Here is a 16,450-nt window from a genome sequence, read left to right on the forward strand (position 1 = left end):
TTAGTAGAAGCTTAGGCTGCATACTAATTTAAGTTGGTCAATATTTTAATTGATCAGAAGATTAGCTATTTGATAAAAAATGGTTTTCCTGTTAAAATCATCGGCTTTTTTGAAGCTAGTGAATCAGTAAGGCCTAATTTGGAGTAAAGTATGGCGCGTATTGCTGGGGTAAATATCCCGAATAACAAACACACTGAAATTGCGTTAACCGCAATTTACGGTATTGGACGTAACACTGCACAAAAGATCTGCGTTGCTGCTGGTGTTTTAGCAACTGCAAAAATTAAAGATCTGAATGATGCAGATGTTGAAAAGTTACGTGATGAAGTAGCGAAATATAAAGTCGAAGGTGACTTACGTCGCGAAGTTTCAATGAACATTAAACGTTTGATGGATTTAGGATGCTATAGAGGCATCCGTCATCGTCGTGGATTACCTGTTCGTGGTCAGCGCACTAAAACAAATGCGCGTACACGTAAAGGCCCTGTCAAGGCAATTAAGCAGTCTAAGTAAGCCGTAGCTATAAGGCGCTTTAAATGAATAATGCGCTTTAATAGATTAACTGGTTAGAAGTTTACAATTTAAGTTAGATTTATTGGTAAGGAAAATGCAACATGGCAAAAGCTAATGTACGCGTAAGAAAAAAAGTTAAAAAGAATATTGCAGAGGGTATCGCCCACGTGCATGCATCTTTTAACAATACCATCATCACCATTACAGACCGTCAAGGCAATGCTTTGTCATGGGCTACTTCTGGTGGTCAAGGTTTTAAAGGTTCACGTAAAAGTACCCCTTTTGCAGCACAGGTTGCAGCTGAAGTTGCTGGTAAATCAGCGCAAGAGAACGGTGTAAAGAATTTAGAAGTGCGTATTAAAGGCCCAGGTCCAGGTCGTGAATCTGCTGTGCGCGCACTTAATGCAGCTGGTTTTAAAATTACCAGCATTACTGATGTGACGCCAGTGCCGCATAACGGTTGCCGTCCACCTAAAAAACGTCGCATCTAAGCGAAAAAGATTACTGGAGAACTATCTTGGCTAGAAATTTAGATCCTAAATGCCGTCAGTGCCGTCGCGAAGGCGAAAAATTGTTTTTAAAAGCTGAAAAATGCTTTACTGATAAATGTGCAATCGAAAAACGTAATTTCCCACCTGGTCAACACGGTCAACGCCGTAACCAACGTTTGTCTGACTACGGTGTTCAATTGCGTGAGAAACAAAAAGTTCGTCGTATTTACGGCGTACTAGAAGGTCAGTTCCGTAGCTACTACGCTGAAGCTGATCGCCAAAAAGGCATTACAGGTGAGAACTTGTTACAGTTGTTAGAGTGCCGTTTGGATAACGTTACTTACAGAATGGGCCTAGGTGGTTCACGTACTGAAGCACGTCAAATTGTTCGTCATAACAGCATTTTGGTTAATGGCAAACGCGTTAACATCCCTTCATACCAAGTTAAAGCTGGTGATGTGATCAGTGTAGCTGAAGCATCAAAAACACAACTACGTATTAAAGGCGCTTTAGAAGCTGCTGAACAACGTGGTTTCCCAGAGTGGTTAGACGTTGATGTGAAAGCTTTGAAAGGTACTTTTAAAGCTAAGCCACAACGTGATGAGTTGCCACCAACCATCAATGAATCATTGGTAGTTGAGCTTTACTCTAAGTAATTAAGTTCTGATTAGATTAATTAGTTAGCCCTGGGGTTAACTAATTAATCACTCGTTGCTCATCGCAGTAACGAGCACATTAAAAAATTAAAGGTATAACTATGCAAAACAGTCCTACCGAGTATTTAAAGCCTCGCGTTGTTGATGTTGAGGTGTTATCTCCATTACGCGCACGTGTTACTTTAGAGCCAATGGAGCGTGGTTTTGGTTACACGCTTGGTAATGCATTACGTCGCGTTTTGCTTTCATCAATTCCTGGCTTCGCTATTACTGAAGTTAAAATTGATGGTGTAGTGCATGAGTACTCTACTTTAGATGGCGTTCAAGAAGATGTTGTTGACATCTTACTTAACCTTAAAGGTGTGGCGCTGAAATTAAATTCAAAATCAGAAACTATTCTGAAATTGAATAAATCTGTTGAAGGTGTTGTGACTGCAGCTGATTTTGAAACTGGTCATGATGCTGAAATTGTTAACCCTGATCATGTGATTGCTCACTTGACCAAAGGCGGCAAGCTGAACTTGGAAGTTAAAGTTGAAATCGGTCGCGGTTATCAACCTGTTCCAGTACGTCAAAAGTCTAATGATGAAGACCGTGTTTTAGGTTTTATCATGGTTGATGCTTCATTCAGCCCGATCAACAAAGTAAGTTACTATGTTGATAGCGCTCGTGTAGAACAACGTACTGACTTAGACAAGTTAGTAATGGATGTAGAAACAAATGGCGTAATTGAGCCAGAACAAGCAATTCGTGATGCTGCTCGTATCTTAATGGGTCAGTTGTCTGTATTTGCTGATTTAGAAGGCGCACCGAGTGAGGTTGAAGTTAAATCAGCTCCACAAGTTGATCCTGTATTGCTACGTCCAGTTGATGATTTAGAGTTAACTGTTCGTTCAGCTAACTGCCTAAAAGCAGAAAATATATTTTACATTGGTGATTTGATCCAACGTACAGAGAACGAGTTGTTAAAAGCTCCGAATCTTGGCCGTAAATCATTGAATGAAATTAAAGATGTTTTGGCTACTCGTGGTCTGACATTGGGTATGAAATTAGAAAACTGGCCACCGGTTGGTTTAGAAAAAGCTTAATACAAGCTGATATTGAAGATATAGAAAACTTAAGGAATTACTATGCGTCACGGTAATAGCAATCGTAAATTAAATCGTACAAGCAGTCATCGTGCTGCAATGTTCCGTAACATGACAACCTCTTTGTTACGTCATGAAATCATCAAAACTACTTTGCCTAAAGCAAAAGAGTTGCGTAAGTTTGCAGAGCCGTTGATTACGCTTAGTAAAACTGCAACTTTGGCAAACCGCCGCCTTGCTTTCGATCGCTTACGTGATCGTGACATCGTAGGTAAATTGTTTGCTGAATTAGGCCCACGTTATAACACACGTAATGGTGGTTACTTACGTATCCTGAAATGTGGTTTCCGTAATGGTGACAACGCTCCTATGGCACTTGTTGAGTTGGTTGATCGTCCAGATCCTTCAACGGAAGCAGTTGTGACTGAGTAGTCGTTTCAGTTGTTATAAAAACTAAAAAACCAGCTACATTGCTGGTTTTTTAGTTTTAGGCGTACGTATTACGTGAAAACTTTTATTGCGGCATTGGATCTGCTCCAATTAACGCTAATATCTCTTCTGCGCCAAATGGCCATTTGATTTCCGTGTTTGTGTCGGTAATTTGTAGCACTGGAATACTCGTACCATAAGTTTCCAGGAGTTGATTGTCGTCTGCAATTTCAATCGTATGCCAACTAATGTCATAGTGATTGGCTATGCTGAATAATATTGCTTCGGCTTCTTCGCATAGGTGGCAGTGTGATGTGGAGTAGAGTGTGAGCGCTAACATGGCTTGTGATTCCTGTGCTGGTGTTATTTGCTGTCTGGCATAGTGCTTGTAGATGTAGATTTTTTGCTTAATGATTCTATTTTTATAAAAAAATAAATCATAATGGCGTAGTAACTAAATGAAAATAGTATTGGGTCATTATGGCAGATATTCAGGAAAGCAAAGAGAGTTTAAGCGAGAGCCTGCAACAGGTTATTGCACTCCTTGAAAAACATCGCTTGATAGAGAATATGGTGCATAACCAAGAGATGTCTAATCACGAGCTGATTGAATCTTTAGTCCATAAACAAAACCTTAACGAACTCCAAAAGAAATTAGAGTTGCTACACCCGGCAGACGTTGCTTATATTCTAGAGGCCTTGCCGCTAGAGCAGCGTCTAGATGTCTGGGAACTAGTTAAGGCTGACCGTGACGGTGAGATCCTGCTTGAAGTGTCTGATGCGGTACGCCAGACCCTGATTGCGGACATGGACTCAGATGAGTTGCTGGCAGCGGCTGAGCAGCTCGATACGGATGAGTTGGCGGACTTAGCCCCGGACTTGCCAAAAGACGTGTTACAGGACTTGCTGGATAGCCTGGATGCGCAGAATCGTGCTCGTTTGCAATCCGCATTGTCTTATTCGGATGATGCGGTAGGCTCTATTATGGACTTTGATATTGTCACCATACGTGAGGATATTACGCTAGAGGTCGCGCTACGTTATATGCGTCGTTTAGGTGGCCTGCCTGACCATACCGATAAGTTGTTTGTAGTGGATAGGGATGATGTGCTGCACGGGGTATTGCCATTGAAGCGTCTGGTCGTCAGTGATCTAGATGCGAAAGTCGCTGATGTCATGTCTGAGGATGCGGTTATATTCCATCCTGAAGATATTGCTGATGATGCAGCCAAGGCCTTTGAGCGCTACGACTTGGTAACGGCGCCTGTAGTCGATGAAAGTGGCAAATTGGTAGGCCGTGTAACCGTGGATGCGGTAATGGATTTGATTCGAGAAGAAGCTGAGAGCGATATGCTTTCTATGGCTGGGTTGCGCGAAGAAGAAGACTTCTTTGCCTCAGTATGGAAATCGGTACAAAACAGGTGGGCATGGTTAGCGATTAACTTGATTACCGCGCTGATTGCGTCGCGTGTGATTGGTTTATTTGAAGGCTCTATTGAGAAGATTGTCGCCTTGGCTGCGTTGATGCCGATTGTGGCTGGGGTGGGCGGCAACTCCGGTAACCAGACCACTACCATGATAGTGCGCGGTTTGGCTTTGGGGCAGGTTGCCTCGCATAATATGAAATCGCTGATTACTAAAGAGTTAGGCGTTGCCTTGCTAAATGGTCTGCTTTGGGGTGGGGTGATTGGCGCTGTGGCCTATGCACTGTATGGCAGCTACCCGTTGGGCTTGGTCATGATGTCTGCAATGACGCTTAACCTGCTCTTGGCTGCGCTGATGGGCGTGGTGATTCCATTAATGATGAATAAGATAGGGCGTGATCCTGCAGTGGGCTCCAGCGTGCTGATTACTGCGATGACGGACAGTGGCGGTTTCTTTATTTTCTTAGGGTTGGCCACTATATTTTTGATATAGATTTTTGATTTAATTTCTAGGTTTGGCAAATATGAGTAATCGCATTGATTTGATATGGCAAGAAATATTGGCTGATATTGGAACGCCAGTGGCAGGCTGGCAGATTGCTGTGATTGTGATGGCTTGTGCCATTGCCTGGATGATTAATGGCGCAATACGCGCCTATGTGATGAGCCATGCACCTGAAAATTGGAAAATAGGCATTGGTACGTTTAATCGCCTGCTGTTTCCATTGTCTACTTTATGTATCGTGTTGGCCTCAAAATGGGTGTTAGGGCATTGGCAGCACACGACTATGCTTCATCTTGCTAGCAATTTACTATTGGCGATGGCTGCGGTGCGCTTGGTGGTGTATGCCATGCGCTATATTATTGCCCCGGGTGGAGTGCTTAAAACTATAGAGCACACGCTTGCTACGCTGATTTGGCTGGTGTTGGCATTGCATCTAAGTGGCATCTTGCCGGAAATGCTGGAGACACTGGAGGCAGTCAAATTCAAAATCGGTAAAAACTCCGTTAATTTATTGCTGCTATTGCAGGGCTTGCTCACTATATTGATTACTGTATTTGTCGCAATGTGGTTAAGCCGTGTTGTTGAAAATAAGCTGATGCAAGTAGAGCAGCTCAATGCCAATACCCGTGTGATGCTGGCTAAAGTGGTCCGCATTTGCCTGCTGTTTATTGCTGTGCTGATAGGGCTTTCTGCGGTAGGTCTGGATTTAACTTTAATCTCCGTATTTGGTGGTGCATTGGGTGTGGGCTTGGGTTTCGGTCTGCAACGTATCGCCAGCAACTATGTGAGTGGCTTTATCTTGTTGATGGATAAATCTATCAGCATAGGCGATATAGTCACTATTGATGTGCACTACGGCATTATTAAAGATTTACGTACGCGCTATTTGGTATTGAAAAAGCTGGATGGTACCGAGGTGATTATTCCCAATGAAACCTTGATTATCAACCCGGTGATTAACCATTCTGGCATGGATAGGAATACTAGGGTGCAAGTAGCCGTTCAGGTCGCTTATGAGAGTGATTTGGACTTGGTGTTGCAGTTGTTGGTTAAAGCAGCAGTGGATCACCCAAGGGTGCTAGTGACGCCGGCACCTGGCGCGGTGGTAACCGGCTTTGCTGATAGCGGTATTGATATGCGTTTAACGGTATGGATACATGACGCTGAAGAAGGAACCTCTAGTTTGCAGTCTGACCTCTTTATGGCGATTTGGCGCTTGTTTAAAGCGCATGATATCTCTATCCCTTACCCGCAGCGAGAAGTACGCGTTTTGGGTGGTTAGCGTTGGATTGGGTTGACCATAACCCTATACGCGCCTGCTGTCTTTAAGTAATAAAGAAGCAATAAAACATTAGGCAATAAAAAAGCTCACATATAGTGAGCTTTTTTATTGCTGAAATAACGAATTATTTCAATTTTGTTTCTTTGTACATCACGTGCTTACGTACAACTGGGTCAAATTTTTTGATTTCTAATTTGCCTGGCATTGTACGTTTGTTTTTTGTAGTGGTATAGAAATGACCTGTACCAGCACTTGACTCTAGTTTGATTTTTTCGCGCATTTTGCTGTCCTCTGTTGGCTAAGTTAAGTTAGCAGCTTAAATCTTTTCGCCAGCAGCACGCATATCAGCTAAAACAGCATCAATACCGTTTTTGTCGATAGTACGTAGCGCAGCGTTAGTAATACGCATGCTTACCCAGCGGTTTTCGCTCTCAACCCAGAATTTGCGGTTTTGCAAATTAGGTAAGAAACGACGTTTTGTTTTGTTTTGTGCGTGAGAAACATTGTTACCCACCATTGGCTTTTTGCCTGTTACCTGACATACACGTGCCATGGTTATCTCCAAGAACTCTATTTTTGAGAAAGAGCGTGATTATAGTACACATTCTTTATTTGTTTCAAGCTAAATATGTGTTTCTTTTCAGTTAATTCACGCATTATTTTTTTGTTAATGTTTTCCGGTGCTGCCAAAGCCGCCTTCGCCACGTTCTGAAGCGTCAAAATCGTCTACTACATGGAACTCTGCTTGAACTACAGGAACGATGACCAACTGCGCAATGCGCTCTAACGGGTTTAGCTCGAACGCAGTATTACCGCGATTCCAACAAGATACCATGAGTTGCCCTTGATAGTCTGAATCAATCAAGCCAACCAGATTGCCCAACACAATGCCGTGCTTATGGCCGAGTCCTGAGCGCGGTAAGATAAGAGCGGCGTAATAAGTGTTATCGATATGGATCGCCATGCCGGTAGGAATTAGCGTGGTTTCCCCTGGTTGCAAAGTGATGGGGGCTTCTATGCAGGCGCGTAAATCTAGGCCTGCAGAACCTGGCGTGGCATAGGTAGGAAACTGGCTGCGTAAGCGGTCGTCTAGGATTTTTAGGTCAATGAGTATGGACATGATATTTGTATTTTTATAGTGGTTGGCTCAGGTTTGTATTAAACACTAAATACGCCGAATAAAAAAGCCGACATAACTAATATGTATGCCGGCTTTTGTTCTCTGGTTAAGCGTTTAGAATTTGTATCGAGCGCTTAGGCCTAATAGATAGTTTCTGCCTGCTGCTGGCTCGAAGTACAAAGCATTACCATCGTTGACACGCACGGAGCCGATATAGTCCTTGTCTGTGATGTTTTCGATGCGTAGGTACTCTCTAAATCCCCAGTTGGCAAAGCTTTGTTCGAAGCCTGCCCGAATATTGAAGATTGTGTAGGAGGGCGCTTTGTCAGAGTTGATGTCGTTGACATATACTTCGCTATTGTGTCGGCCTTCTAATGCTGAGAAAAAGCCGAGGGTTGGGTATTTCCACGCAATTTCACCGTAAACTTGTGACTTATAAGTGCCAGGAATGTGGTTACCTGAATGCACCGTGCCTGTAGTGCCACCTGCATTAATTACGGTCACGAACGGATCTTCGAATTTAGCATTTAGCAAAGTGTAAGATGCAAAAGCCGTAATGTTATTATCAAAACTGGCGTCAATTGATGCTTCGATACCTGTGCGTTTTGTTTGCCCTGCGTTTTGGTAGCTAGAGCGCCCTGAAACTGTTTGTCGGGTGACAATTTCGTTGTCGGTGTCTATTTTAAATAGTGTGAGGTTGGCCCTAATGTTATCGGTGATAAATGCCTTTGCACCGAGCTCAATGTTGCGGCTTTCTGCGGCCTTCAGTGATAAATTCGGTTTGCTTGCCACGCCAGTTGTTACATTATCAAACGCAGCTTCAATAAAGGTTGGCGTTTCAAAGCCTTTACCAAAGTTAGCATAAAAATTTAGAGCCTCTGACGCTTTCCAAACCGCACCAATAACAGGCGTGGTCTTTTGATAATCAACTGAACCGCTATTGTTGCCGTTTAAGCTTACTAAGTTGTCTTTCACGTTTAATTTGACCTTAGTATGCCTTGCGCCTGCATGTACATCAAACGTAGGGCTTAGGCTTAGATTACTTTGAATGTACTGATCAAAGTTACTTACTTCATTTACTTCATTACGGTTAAGTGTATTCACCTTAAAGCCATTGTTGAGTATGTTGGTATCTAAGCGATCGTCTGACGATTTGCCGTAGGTCACGCCTAAGCTAACCTTGTAAGGCAGATTTGAGATGTAACCAGAATTGTCCCATCTAGCATCTGTACCATAAAACTCTCTGTCAATTTCACTTACTCGAGCACAGGTTCCCCGAGTGGTATTACAGAAGTTTGTACTTGTGCCACCTGGGCCGGTAAGCGTGGTGGCTAATGCTGTAGTCGTTAGAATTTGTGCATTCTTTCTTGTGCCCACATATGGTGTTAAGGTGATTTTGTTATTGGCATTGAATGCGTGTTCAATATTAAAACCAACTTGTGTATGGTCACGTTTAACGCTTGTATTGGCGAATAGTGCTGCGGGTACAACATCGTTTCGTGTTGAGCTAGAGAAGGATCTTGCTCTGTCTAGGCCTAGAGGGTCTTGTGCTTCCTGATCGAACCAGTTCACCAATGCTGTGACTTTGGTGTCTTCATCCAAATTGAATTTAAATTTTGCTGTTGCCATTTGCTTGTTGCTGGCACTGTTGGCTCGATAGCCTTCAGATTCAAAGTTGGATATATTCAGCATGTATTCCAAGCCCTCGAGCTGCCCTGAGGCTTCTAATACATTGCGTTTGGTGTCATAGCTACCAAACATAACAGTTGCACCTACTTCAGGTGTTTTGGGTGCATCTTTCGTTAACATTTGGATAACGCCACCAGAGGAGTTGCCGTATAGTGCAGAAAATGGGCCGCGCATGACTTCTATGCTTTTGATGGCTGATAAATCAACTACGCCTGGTTGGCCTTGGCCATCCGGCATGGTAAGTGGGATGCCGTCTACATAAACGCGGATGCCGCGCACACCAAAGCTGGAGCGTGAGCCGAAACCGCGGCTGGAGATTTGCGGGTCTTGTGCTGATTGTGTTCTGCTTTGTGCTGTAATGCCAGGAACGCGAATCAGGCTTTCCGACAAGGTCATTTGCAATTGACCGTTTTGAACGTCTTTGCTTTCTACTACGTCAATCGCCACAGGTAGGTCGAAGCTGTTTTGCTCTGCACGTGTGGCGGTAACCACGACTGGTGCCGTGACGATTTTTTCAGTGGTTTCTGCCTGTGCCTGCTGTGCGATACCCAAGGTGCTGAGCACAGCTAGCGTAAGCACGTTGTATTGAAAGGTGGTGGTGTATGACATAGTTCGCCTTAAGGATTTTTTATAATGATTGGGTGCGATTCTAGAGCCTAATGCGCTTTATGGAATCAAGATTTTCATGAGTTGCCTGAAGCTCTTGGCAATGCTTGATATAAATCAAACATAGCGATGAGTTGAGCGCTTTTAAGAGCTTAATTTAACGATTGCTTAATTTAGAGCATGCTAGCCACGTGCGTTAATAGCGATCTGGCTATTTCAATTTTAGCGGCCTGCTCTAGTGGGTGAGTGCCATTGCTATCTAATAAGAAAACTTTGTTGTTATCGTTACCCATGGCATCGCTGGTGAGGTTGGCAACAATCAGTGGTAGTTTTTTCTTGAGTCGTTTTGCTTCTGCATATTCCAGCAAGTTTTCAGTTTCAGCCGCAAAACCTACACAGAAGGGCGGGCTGGGTAAGCTAGCGACCTCTGCGATAATGTCCTTGTTACGTGATAGTTCTAGTGATAGTGACTGTTCACTTTTTTTGATCTTTTGTTGCTGTGTCTGGGCTGGGCTGTAGTCTGCAACGGCGGCAACCCCGATGAAAATATCTTGGCTGGCGATGTTTTGCATCACGTTTTGGTACATGGTGGCGGCTGATGTAGCCGAAATGTTACGCACACCGTTCGGCGGGTTTAGCGCGGTTGCGCCACTGACTAAAGTGACATCTGCACCCATTTCATAGGCTGCTTGTGCAATTGCGTAGCCCATCTTTCCTGAGCTTAAATTGGTGATGGCGCGCACTGGATCTATCATTTCTAGGGTGGCGCCTGCGGTAATCAGTATTTTTTTACCTTTGAGCAGTTTTGGCTGAAAATAAGCCTCTATTAAATAAAGCAGATCTTCCGCTTCAAGCATACGGCCCAAACCCACTTCGCCACAGGCTTGTTCGCCGCTGTCAGGGCCTAGTATGCTAATACCATCTTGCGTCAATTGCGATATATTGCGTTGGGTGGCAGGGCTCTCCCACATCTGTTTGTTCATGGCCGGGGCCACTAGTAAATCACAGTCTCTGGCTAGGCATAGCGTGGATAGTAAATCGTCCGCACGCCCTTGCACGAGCTTGGCAATAAAGTCCGCACTGGCTGGGGCAATCACAATCGCGTCAGCGGCACGGCTCAATTCAATGTGCGGCATGCCGTTGGGGATGGACGCATCCCACATCTCAGTAAATACCGGCTTGCCGGAAAGTGCTTGCATGGTGACTGGGGTAATAAACTGGCAGGCAGCTTGTGTCATGACTACCTGTACGTCAATACCATTCTTTACCAATAAACGCACAAGCTCAGCCGCTTTATAAGCGGCGATTCCGCCGGTGATTCCCAGGACGATAGATTTTTTATTTTGCATAATGCGGATCACTCATGTAAGTCGTTCATTTTAATACGAACATTGTTTTGTATAAAATATTCTTTGAGCTGCGTCTAAACTAAAGAAAATGTTTTATAGTGGATGTAACAAAAATCAATAATATTCATGCGGCTGATACACCATGTGGCGTAAATTCAGAATCATCATTTTGCTATTAATTTTAGCCACAGCGCTACAAGAGTTGTGGTTGGATAAAGCAGATTTGGCTTGGAAGCATAATCTTTATGTTGCAGTTTACCCAATTAATGCTGATGGTAGCGAGGAAGTTAGTGCTTACTTGCGAACCCTGAGTCGGGATGATTTTGAGCCGATGGCTGAATACTTTGCAGAAGAGGCTGAGTCTTATAAGCTAGGCCTGAGGCGTCCGATAGAGGTGCAGTTGGGTGCGGTAGTCAATGAGCTGCCGCCGGAGCCACCTAGCAATGGCAGCGTATTAAGTACGATGCTGTGGAGTTTAAAATTCAGATGGTTTGCCTGGCAACATAGTCCTAAGGTAAATGTTAAACCAGACATCAGATTGTATCTGCTCTACCATGACCCTAAAACTAGCTCAAGGTTAGGTCACTCAACTGCGCTTAATAAAGGGCGCATCGGTCGTGTGAATTTGTTTGGTAGCTCTGCATATGCAAAAAAGAACTTGGTAGTCACTGCCCATGAGTTATTGCATACCCTAAGCGCGACGGATAAATATGATCTGCAAAATGATTTGCCTAGTTACCCTGAGGGATATGCCGAGCCAGACAAGATGCCACTATACCCGCAAAACTTTGCCGAACTGATGGGTGGGCGTGTGCCGATCAGTGCAAATCAAGCGGATATTCCTAAAAGCCTGCGGCACACGCTGATTGGCGAGAAAACTGCGCGTGAGATTGGGTGGCTAAAGTAGAAAGTGCCGGTAATGCCCAAGTGGCAGAATGCATGCATGAGAGAAGCTAAGCGTTAACCTTAGATTTTGCAGTTGCTGGTGTATCTTCAGCTATAGCGTGGCTTTGAGTTGGAGTATGAAATTATTTAAAGGGGTGTGAAGTGGCAATTACTGATTGGCCTGCAAGCGAGCGCCCGCGGGAAAAGTTAATAGAGCTAGGTGCGGAAGCATTATCAGATGCAGAATTACTGGCGATTTTCCTGCGTGTAGGTGTGGTTGGGAAAAGCGCGGTGGATTTAGCGCGAGATTTGCTTAGTCAGTTTGGTAGCCTGAATGGTATTTTTGCAGCCAGTGAAGATGCGTTGAGCCAAGTGCATGGTATAGGCAGCAGTAAATATGTGCAGCTACAGGCCATATTTGAAATGAGTCGTCGTGCGCTGAATGAGCAACTACAACAGCGCGATGTGTTTCAATCGCCACAGCAGGTGCGTGATTATTTGGTGCTCAAATTAGGTGCATTACCGCGCGAAGTGTTTATGGTGCTATTTTTAGATGCGCAAAATCGACTGAATGCAGCAGAAGAGTTATTCAGCGGCACACTGACGCAAACTAGTGTTTACCCGAGAGAGGTGGTTAAACGTGCGATGCATCACAATGCCGCCAGTGTTATTTTGGCGCATAATCACCCATCAGGTGTTGCGCAGCAAAGTGCGGCAGACGAGCTATTAACACAGCAGCTCAAGCAGGCTTTAGCCTTGGTAGACGTGCGAGTGTTGGATCATTTTATCGTGGCAGGCAATCAAACGCTGTCTTTTGCTGAGCGCGGGTTGCTGTAATAACAGCTGCAAGAGTAATAGCGTAAAGATTGATAACTTAAGAGTTAATGGCTTAAAGCATGATAAGAGACGTAATAAATAGGAAAAGTGTATGTTGATTAATGCGGCGCACTGGTTAAATTTGGCGGTTGCTCTGGGCATAGGCTTGTTGATTGGCGCAGAGCGTGAGCGTAGTAAGGCCAATGGTGGTGATAGCACGATTGCCGGTGTGCGTACTTTTACCATTGCCTCATTGCTGGGTGCGGTTAGCACCTCGATTAACTTCTGGCTACTTGTCGTTTCCATCATTTGTGTCACCATTTTTGTCGCAACCGCTTATTTCTCTAGAAAAGATGACGACCCAGGCTTAACTACTGAAATCAGTTTGGTTTTTACTGTGATTTTGGGCGGCTTGGCGATGACTACTGCTTCTATGGCGGCTAGTTTGGCGGTTGCTGCCGCCATATTGCTTGCGGCAAAACAACCAATACATGGCTTTGTGCGCGGTGTAGTGACCAAGGATGAGATGATTGATTTCTTGATTCTGGCGGCCGCCACCCTGATTGTGTTGCCGTTAGTCCCCAATGAGTTGATTGGCCCGTTTGATGCGATTAATCCACGTAATCTATGGTTAATCGTGATATTGGTCATGTTTATAGGGGCGCTCGGACATTTAGCGCTACGCTTGCTTGGCAGCCGCACCGGCTTACCGCTGGTAGGTCTGGTGTCTGGGTTTATTTCCAGTATCGCCACCATAGGCGCCATGGGCGAGCGCGTAAAGAAAACACCAGGGCTTATGGGCACGGCAGTGGCCGGCGCTACCTTATCCAGCTTGTCTACTATGCTGCAGTTGGCGATGCTGCTGACGGCAATTCACCCTTTGACCCTGCATGCGTTAAGAGTACCTTTGTTGTTTGGTGGGTTATCCATAGCAGCATATGGGTTGGTAGTGACATTAAACTCATTTCATCATCACACGCCAGAGCTAAGTAAGCCCAGCAGATCATTTAGTGTTAAAACAGCAATGACTTTGGCTTTGGTGATAGCAGTGGTGTTGGTGGCTTCTGCCGCGCTTAAAGCGTGGTTTGGTCAAGCAGGTTTGGTGGTGGCTTCCGGCGTTGCCGGCTTGGCCGATGTGCATGCTTCTGCAATTTCAGCAGCCTCTTTAGCCTCTACCATTAAAGTCACGCCTGCCAATGCCGCGGTGGCAATCTTGGTGGCAATTACAACCAATGCCATCTCTAAAGTGATTACTGCTTTGGTGACCGGCGGCAAGGTGTTTTTCCAAAAAGTAGCACTAGGGTTGGTGTTGCAAATTTGCCTAATGTGGATAGGCTGGTGGCTGTTTTAATTTAAATCGGCAATCCTGTTAAATCGACAATGCTGGTGTTGATAAAGCGCTAGTGTTGATAAAATCCAGTTAAAACAATCAGTTCCACAATTTCCGGTAGTAGGGAGGCGGCTGTGTGATTTATACTATTGCCAATTCCTATCATTTAACTCAAAACGCTTAAATTACATGAACAAAAATATCAAAACCATGCTTTGGATGGCTGTTGCATTGCTGGGCGCATTTGCGGTGGCTGGCATCGCCCTGAACCGCGGCGAAAGCATTAATGCGTTATGGCTGATTACCGCTGCCGTGTGTATCTACGCGATTGCTTATCGTTTTTATGCGGCATGGATTGCGGCTAAAGTCTTGGTGATAGACGAAACGCGCGCCACGCCAGCGGAGCGATTGGATAATGGTCGGGATTTTGTGCCTACCAATAAGTGGGTAGTGTTTGGCCATCACTTTGCTGCCATTGCCGGTCCTGGCCCCTTGATTGGGCCGACGCTGGCGGCGCAGTTTGGTTATTTGCCCGGCACGTTATGGATTTTAATTGGCGCTGTATTGGGTGGCGCAGTGCAGGATATGGTCACGCTGTTTTTCTCAACCCGCCGCAACGGGCGTAGCCTTGGGCAGATGGCGCGCGATGAGATAGGCGTGGTAGGCGGTAGTGCTGCGCTGATTGGTACATTTTTGATTATGATTATCCTGATTGCGGTGCTTGGCTTAGTGGTGGTGAATGCCATGAAGCATAGTCCGTGGGCAACCTCAACAGTGGCAGCAACTATTCCGATTGCCATGATTGTTGGGGTTTATATGCGTAACGTCCGCCCCGGCCGAGTATTAGAAGCCTCGATTATTGGCGTGGTTTTGTTGTTACTCTCAGTGGGCTTGGGTGGCTGGGTCGATCATCACGCAACCTTGCGTTCGTTGTTTGACCATGATGGGCTACCTCTAGCTTACGGCATTATTGTGTATGGTTTTGCCGCGGCAGTCTTGCCTGTATGGTTGTTGCTAGCGCCACGTGATTATCTATCAACTTTCATGAAACTAGGCACCATTATGTTGCTGGCGATTGCCATCGTCATTTTGCGTCCGGACATGCACATGCCCGCGGTGACACAATTTGTTGACGGCACCGGGCCGATTTTTGGCGGCAAGTTATTTCCTTTTGTCTTTATTACCATTGCCTGTGGTGCAATTTCAGGTTTTCACGCGCTCATCGCCTCTGGTACCACGCCAAAATTGCTTGGCAATGAACGTGATATCCGTATGATAGGTTACGGCGGTATGCTGTTGGAGAGCTTTGTCGCCATTATGGCGATGATAGCCGCCACAGTGCTGGAGCCGGGCGTGTTCTTTGCTATCAATAGCCCTGCGGGCGTCGTTGGTAAAGAGGCGGTGGATGCCATTGCTAAAATTAACAGCTGGGGCTTTGCCGTCACGGTAGAGCAAATGCAGCAGCTTGCCAGCGATATGGGAGAGTCAACCTTGTTCTCACGCACTGGCGGCGCACCAAGCTTGGCAGTAGGTATGGCCAGTATTTTTGGCAGTGCTTTTGGTAAAGAATTATTAGCGCTTTGGTACCACTTTGCCATTATGTTTGAGGCGATATTTATTCTGACCACACTGGATGCTGGCACGCGTGTGGGCCGTTTTATGCTGCAAGATTTATTGGGCAACTTCAATAAAAAACTGGGTGAAACTTCATATACACCTTCTGTGATATTCACTAGCAGTATCGTGGTGGCAGGCTGGGGTTACTTTTTATATATCGGTGTGATTGACCCGAATGGCGGCGTGAATATTCTATGGCCGCTGTTTGGGATTGCGAACCAAATGCTTGCTGCTATTGCCTTATGTGTAGCAACCGGCATTTTAGTAAAGTCAGGTAAGTTGAAATATGCATGGGTGACTGGTTTGCCGCTAGTGTGGTTAGTCACAATTACTACCTCAGCTGCTTATGAAAAGATTTTCAGCGCCGATGTGCGGGTGGGGTTCTTTGCTACGGCCGATGATATGGCGGCAAAGTTAGCGGCGGGTGCGTTACCGGCAGATAAAGCAGCGGTTGCCCCGCAGTTGATATTCAACCAGCATCTGGATGCCTATTTAACCTTGTTCTTTATTGCGGTACTTTGGGTAGTGATACTGGATATGGTGAGGCTGTGCCTGCGTTATTTGGGCGGTAAGCCAGTGTTACAATTATCCGAGGTACCTCACGAGCCAAGTCGCTTAGTAGAAAACTGGGTAAGAGATTAGCAGGAGTG

The 16,450-nt window shown here is 45.2% G+C and carries 17 protein-coding genes; 11 read left to right on the plus strand and 6 right to left on the minus strand.

From position 1 onward, the window contains the following. The first annotated feature begins 150 nt into the window (after positions 1–150). From rpsM to rplQ, 5 genes are all read left to right on the plus strand, one after another. The gene (gene rpsM / locus MMOL_RS01885) at positions 151–513 is read left to right on the plus strand and encodes a 30S ribosomal protein S13 (RefSeq protein ID WP_015831317.1); all 363 of its coding nucleotides are present in this window, start codon (positions 151–153) and stop codon (positions 511–513) included. A gap of 101 nt (positions 514–614) precedes the next feature. After that, a complete protein-coding gene (gene rpsK, locus MMOL_RS01890) occupies positions 615–1,004 on the plus strand; it encodes a 30S ribosomal protein S11 (RefSeq protein WP_013147062.1) in 390 nt (129 codons plus the stop codon). Positions 1,005–1,030: 26 nt separating this feature from the next. Continuing rightward, positions 1,031–1,660 carry a 30S ribosomal protein S4 gene (gene rpsD / locus MMOL_RS01895; RefSeq protein WP_015831318.1) on the plus strand — a complete coding sequence of 210 codons (630 nt, stop codon included), beginning with the start codon at positions 1,031–1,033 and terminating at the stop codon, positions 1,658–1,660. A gap of 101 nt (positions 1,661–1,761) precedes the next feature. Then, positions 1,762–2,748, plus strand: a complete 987-nt coding sequence (locus MMOL_RS01900) for a DNA-directed RNA polymerase subunit alpha (RefSeq protein ID WP_015831319.1) — start codon at positions 1,762–1,764, stop codon at positions 2,746–2,748. 42 nt (positions 2,749–2,790) lie between these two features. Continuing rightward, entirely contained in the window at positions 2,791–3,180 is a 390-nt protein-coding gene (rplQ, locus tag MMOL_RS01905; protein ID WP_015831320.1) for a 50S ribosomal protein L17, read from the plus strand. 82 nt (positions 3,181–3,262) lie between these two features. Here rplQ and MMOL_RS01910 read toward each other — a convergent pair whose 3' ends face one another. Next, positions 3,263–3,517, minus strand: coding sequence for a glutaredoxin family protein (locus MMOL_RS01910; protein ID WP_015831321.1), 255 nt, complete (start codon positions 3,515–3,517; stop codon positions 3,263–3,265). 140 nt (positions 3,518–3,657) lie between these two features. Between MMOL_RS01910 and mgtE the strand changes: the two genes are divergently transcribed. Then, positions 3,658–5,094 carry a magnesium transporter gene (gene mgtE / locus MMOL_RS01915; RefSeq protein WP_015831322.1) on the plus strand — a complete coding sequence of 479 codons (1,437 nt, stop codon included), beginning with the start codon at positions 3,658–3,660 and terminating at the stop codon, positions 5,092–5,094. 31 nt (positions 5,095–5,125) lie between these two features. Then, positions 5,126–6,388 (plus strand): mechanosensitive ion channel family protein, encoded by a 1,263-nt coding sequence (locus MMOL_RS01920; RefSeq protein ID WP_015831323.1) that lies wholly within the window; start codon positions 5,126–5,128, stop codon positions 6,386–6,388. A gap of 124 nt (positions 6,389–6,512) precedes the next feature. On the opposite strand, the gene rpmG is transcribed toward MMOL_RS01920, so the two are convergent. The 5 genes from rpmG to coaBC all read right to left on the minus strand — a co-directional run bounded on the left by rpmG (position 6,513) and on the right by coaBC (position 11,152). Next, positions 6,513–6,668 carry a 50S ribosomal protein L33 gene (gene rpmG, locus MMOL_RS01925; protein ID WP_015831324.1) on the minus strand — a complete coding sequence of 52 codons (156 nt, stop codon included), beginning with the start codon at positions 6,666–6,668 and terminating at the stop codon, positions 6,513–6,515. Positions 6,669–6,704: 36 nt separating this feature from the next. After that, positions 6,705–6,941: a 50S ribosomal protein L28 gene (gene rpmB / locus MMOL_RS01930; protein WP_015831325.1), complete on the minus strand. Its 237-nt coding sequence runs from the start codon at positions 6,939–6,941 to the stop codon at positions 6,705–6,707. Between the two features lie 114 nt (positions 6,942–7,055). Further along, the gene (dut, locus tag MMOL_RS01935; RefSeq protein WP_015831326.1) at positions 7,056–7,508 is read right to left on the minus strand and encodes a dUTP diphosphatase; all 453 of its coding nucleotides are present in this window, start codon (positions 7,506–7,508) and stop codon (positions 7,056–7,058) included. 114 nt (positions 7,509–7,622) lie between these two features. After that, positions 7,623–9,806 carry a TonB-dependent receptor family protein gene (locus MMOL_RS01940; RefSeq protein WP_015831327.1) on the minus strand — a complete coding sequence of 728 codons (2,184 nt, stop codon included), beginning with the start codon at positions 9,804–9,806 and terminating at the stop codon, positions 7,623–7,625. 170 nt (positions 9,807–9,976) lie between these two features. After that, on the minus strand, positions 9,977–11,152 hold the full coding sequence (gene coaBC / locus MMOL_RS01945) for a bifunctional phosphopantothenoylcysteine decarboxylase/phosphopantothenate--cysteine ligase CoaBC (RefSeq protein ID WP_015831328.1): 1,176 nt from the start codon (positions 11,150–11,152) through the stop codon (positions 9,977–9,979). 142 nt (positions 11,153–11,294) lie between these two features. On the opposite strand from coaBC, the gene MMOL_RS01950 reads away from it, so the two are divergent. The 4 genes from MMOL_RS01950 (at position 11,295) to MMOL_RS01965 (ending at position 16,442) form a co-directional block, all read left to right on the plus strand. Then, positions 11,295–12,059, plus strand: coding sequence for a hypothetical protein (locus MMOL_RS01950; RefSeq protein WP_015831329.1), 765 nt, complete (start codon positions 11,295–11,297; stop codon positions 12,057–12,059). Positions 12,060–12,199: 140 nt separating this feature from the next. Then, positions 12,200–12,874, plus strand: coding sequence for a RadC family protein (gene radC / locus MMOL_RS01955; protein ID WP_015831330.1), 675 nt, complete (start codon positions 12,200–12,202; stop codon positions 12,872–12,874). Between the two features lie 91 nt (positions 12,875–12,965). Then, positions 12,966–14,204, plus strand: coding sequence for an MgtC/SapB family protein (locus MMOL_RS01960; protein ID WP_015831331.1), 1,239 nt, complete (start codon positions 12,966–12,968; stop codon positions 14,202–14,204). Between the two features lie 168 nt (positions 14,205–14,372). Next, positions 14,373–16,442, plus strand: a complete 2,070-nt coding sequence (locus tag MMOL_RS01965) for a carbon starvation CstA family protein (RefSeq protein ID WP_015831332.1) — start codon at positions 14,373–14,375, stop codon at positions 16,440–16,442. The last annotated feature ends 8 nt before the right edge of the window (positions 16,443–16,450 follow it).

This window comes from Methylotenera mobilis JLW8 (genome assembly GCF_000023705.1).
In the GTDB taxonomy this organism is placed as follows: Bacteria; Pseudomonadota; Gammaproteobacteria; order Burkholderiales; family Methylophilaceae; genus Methylotenera; species Methylotenera mobilis.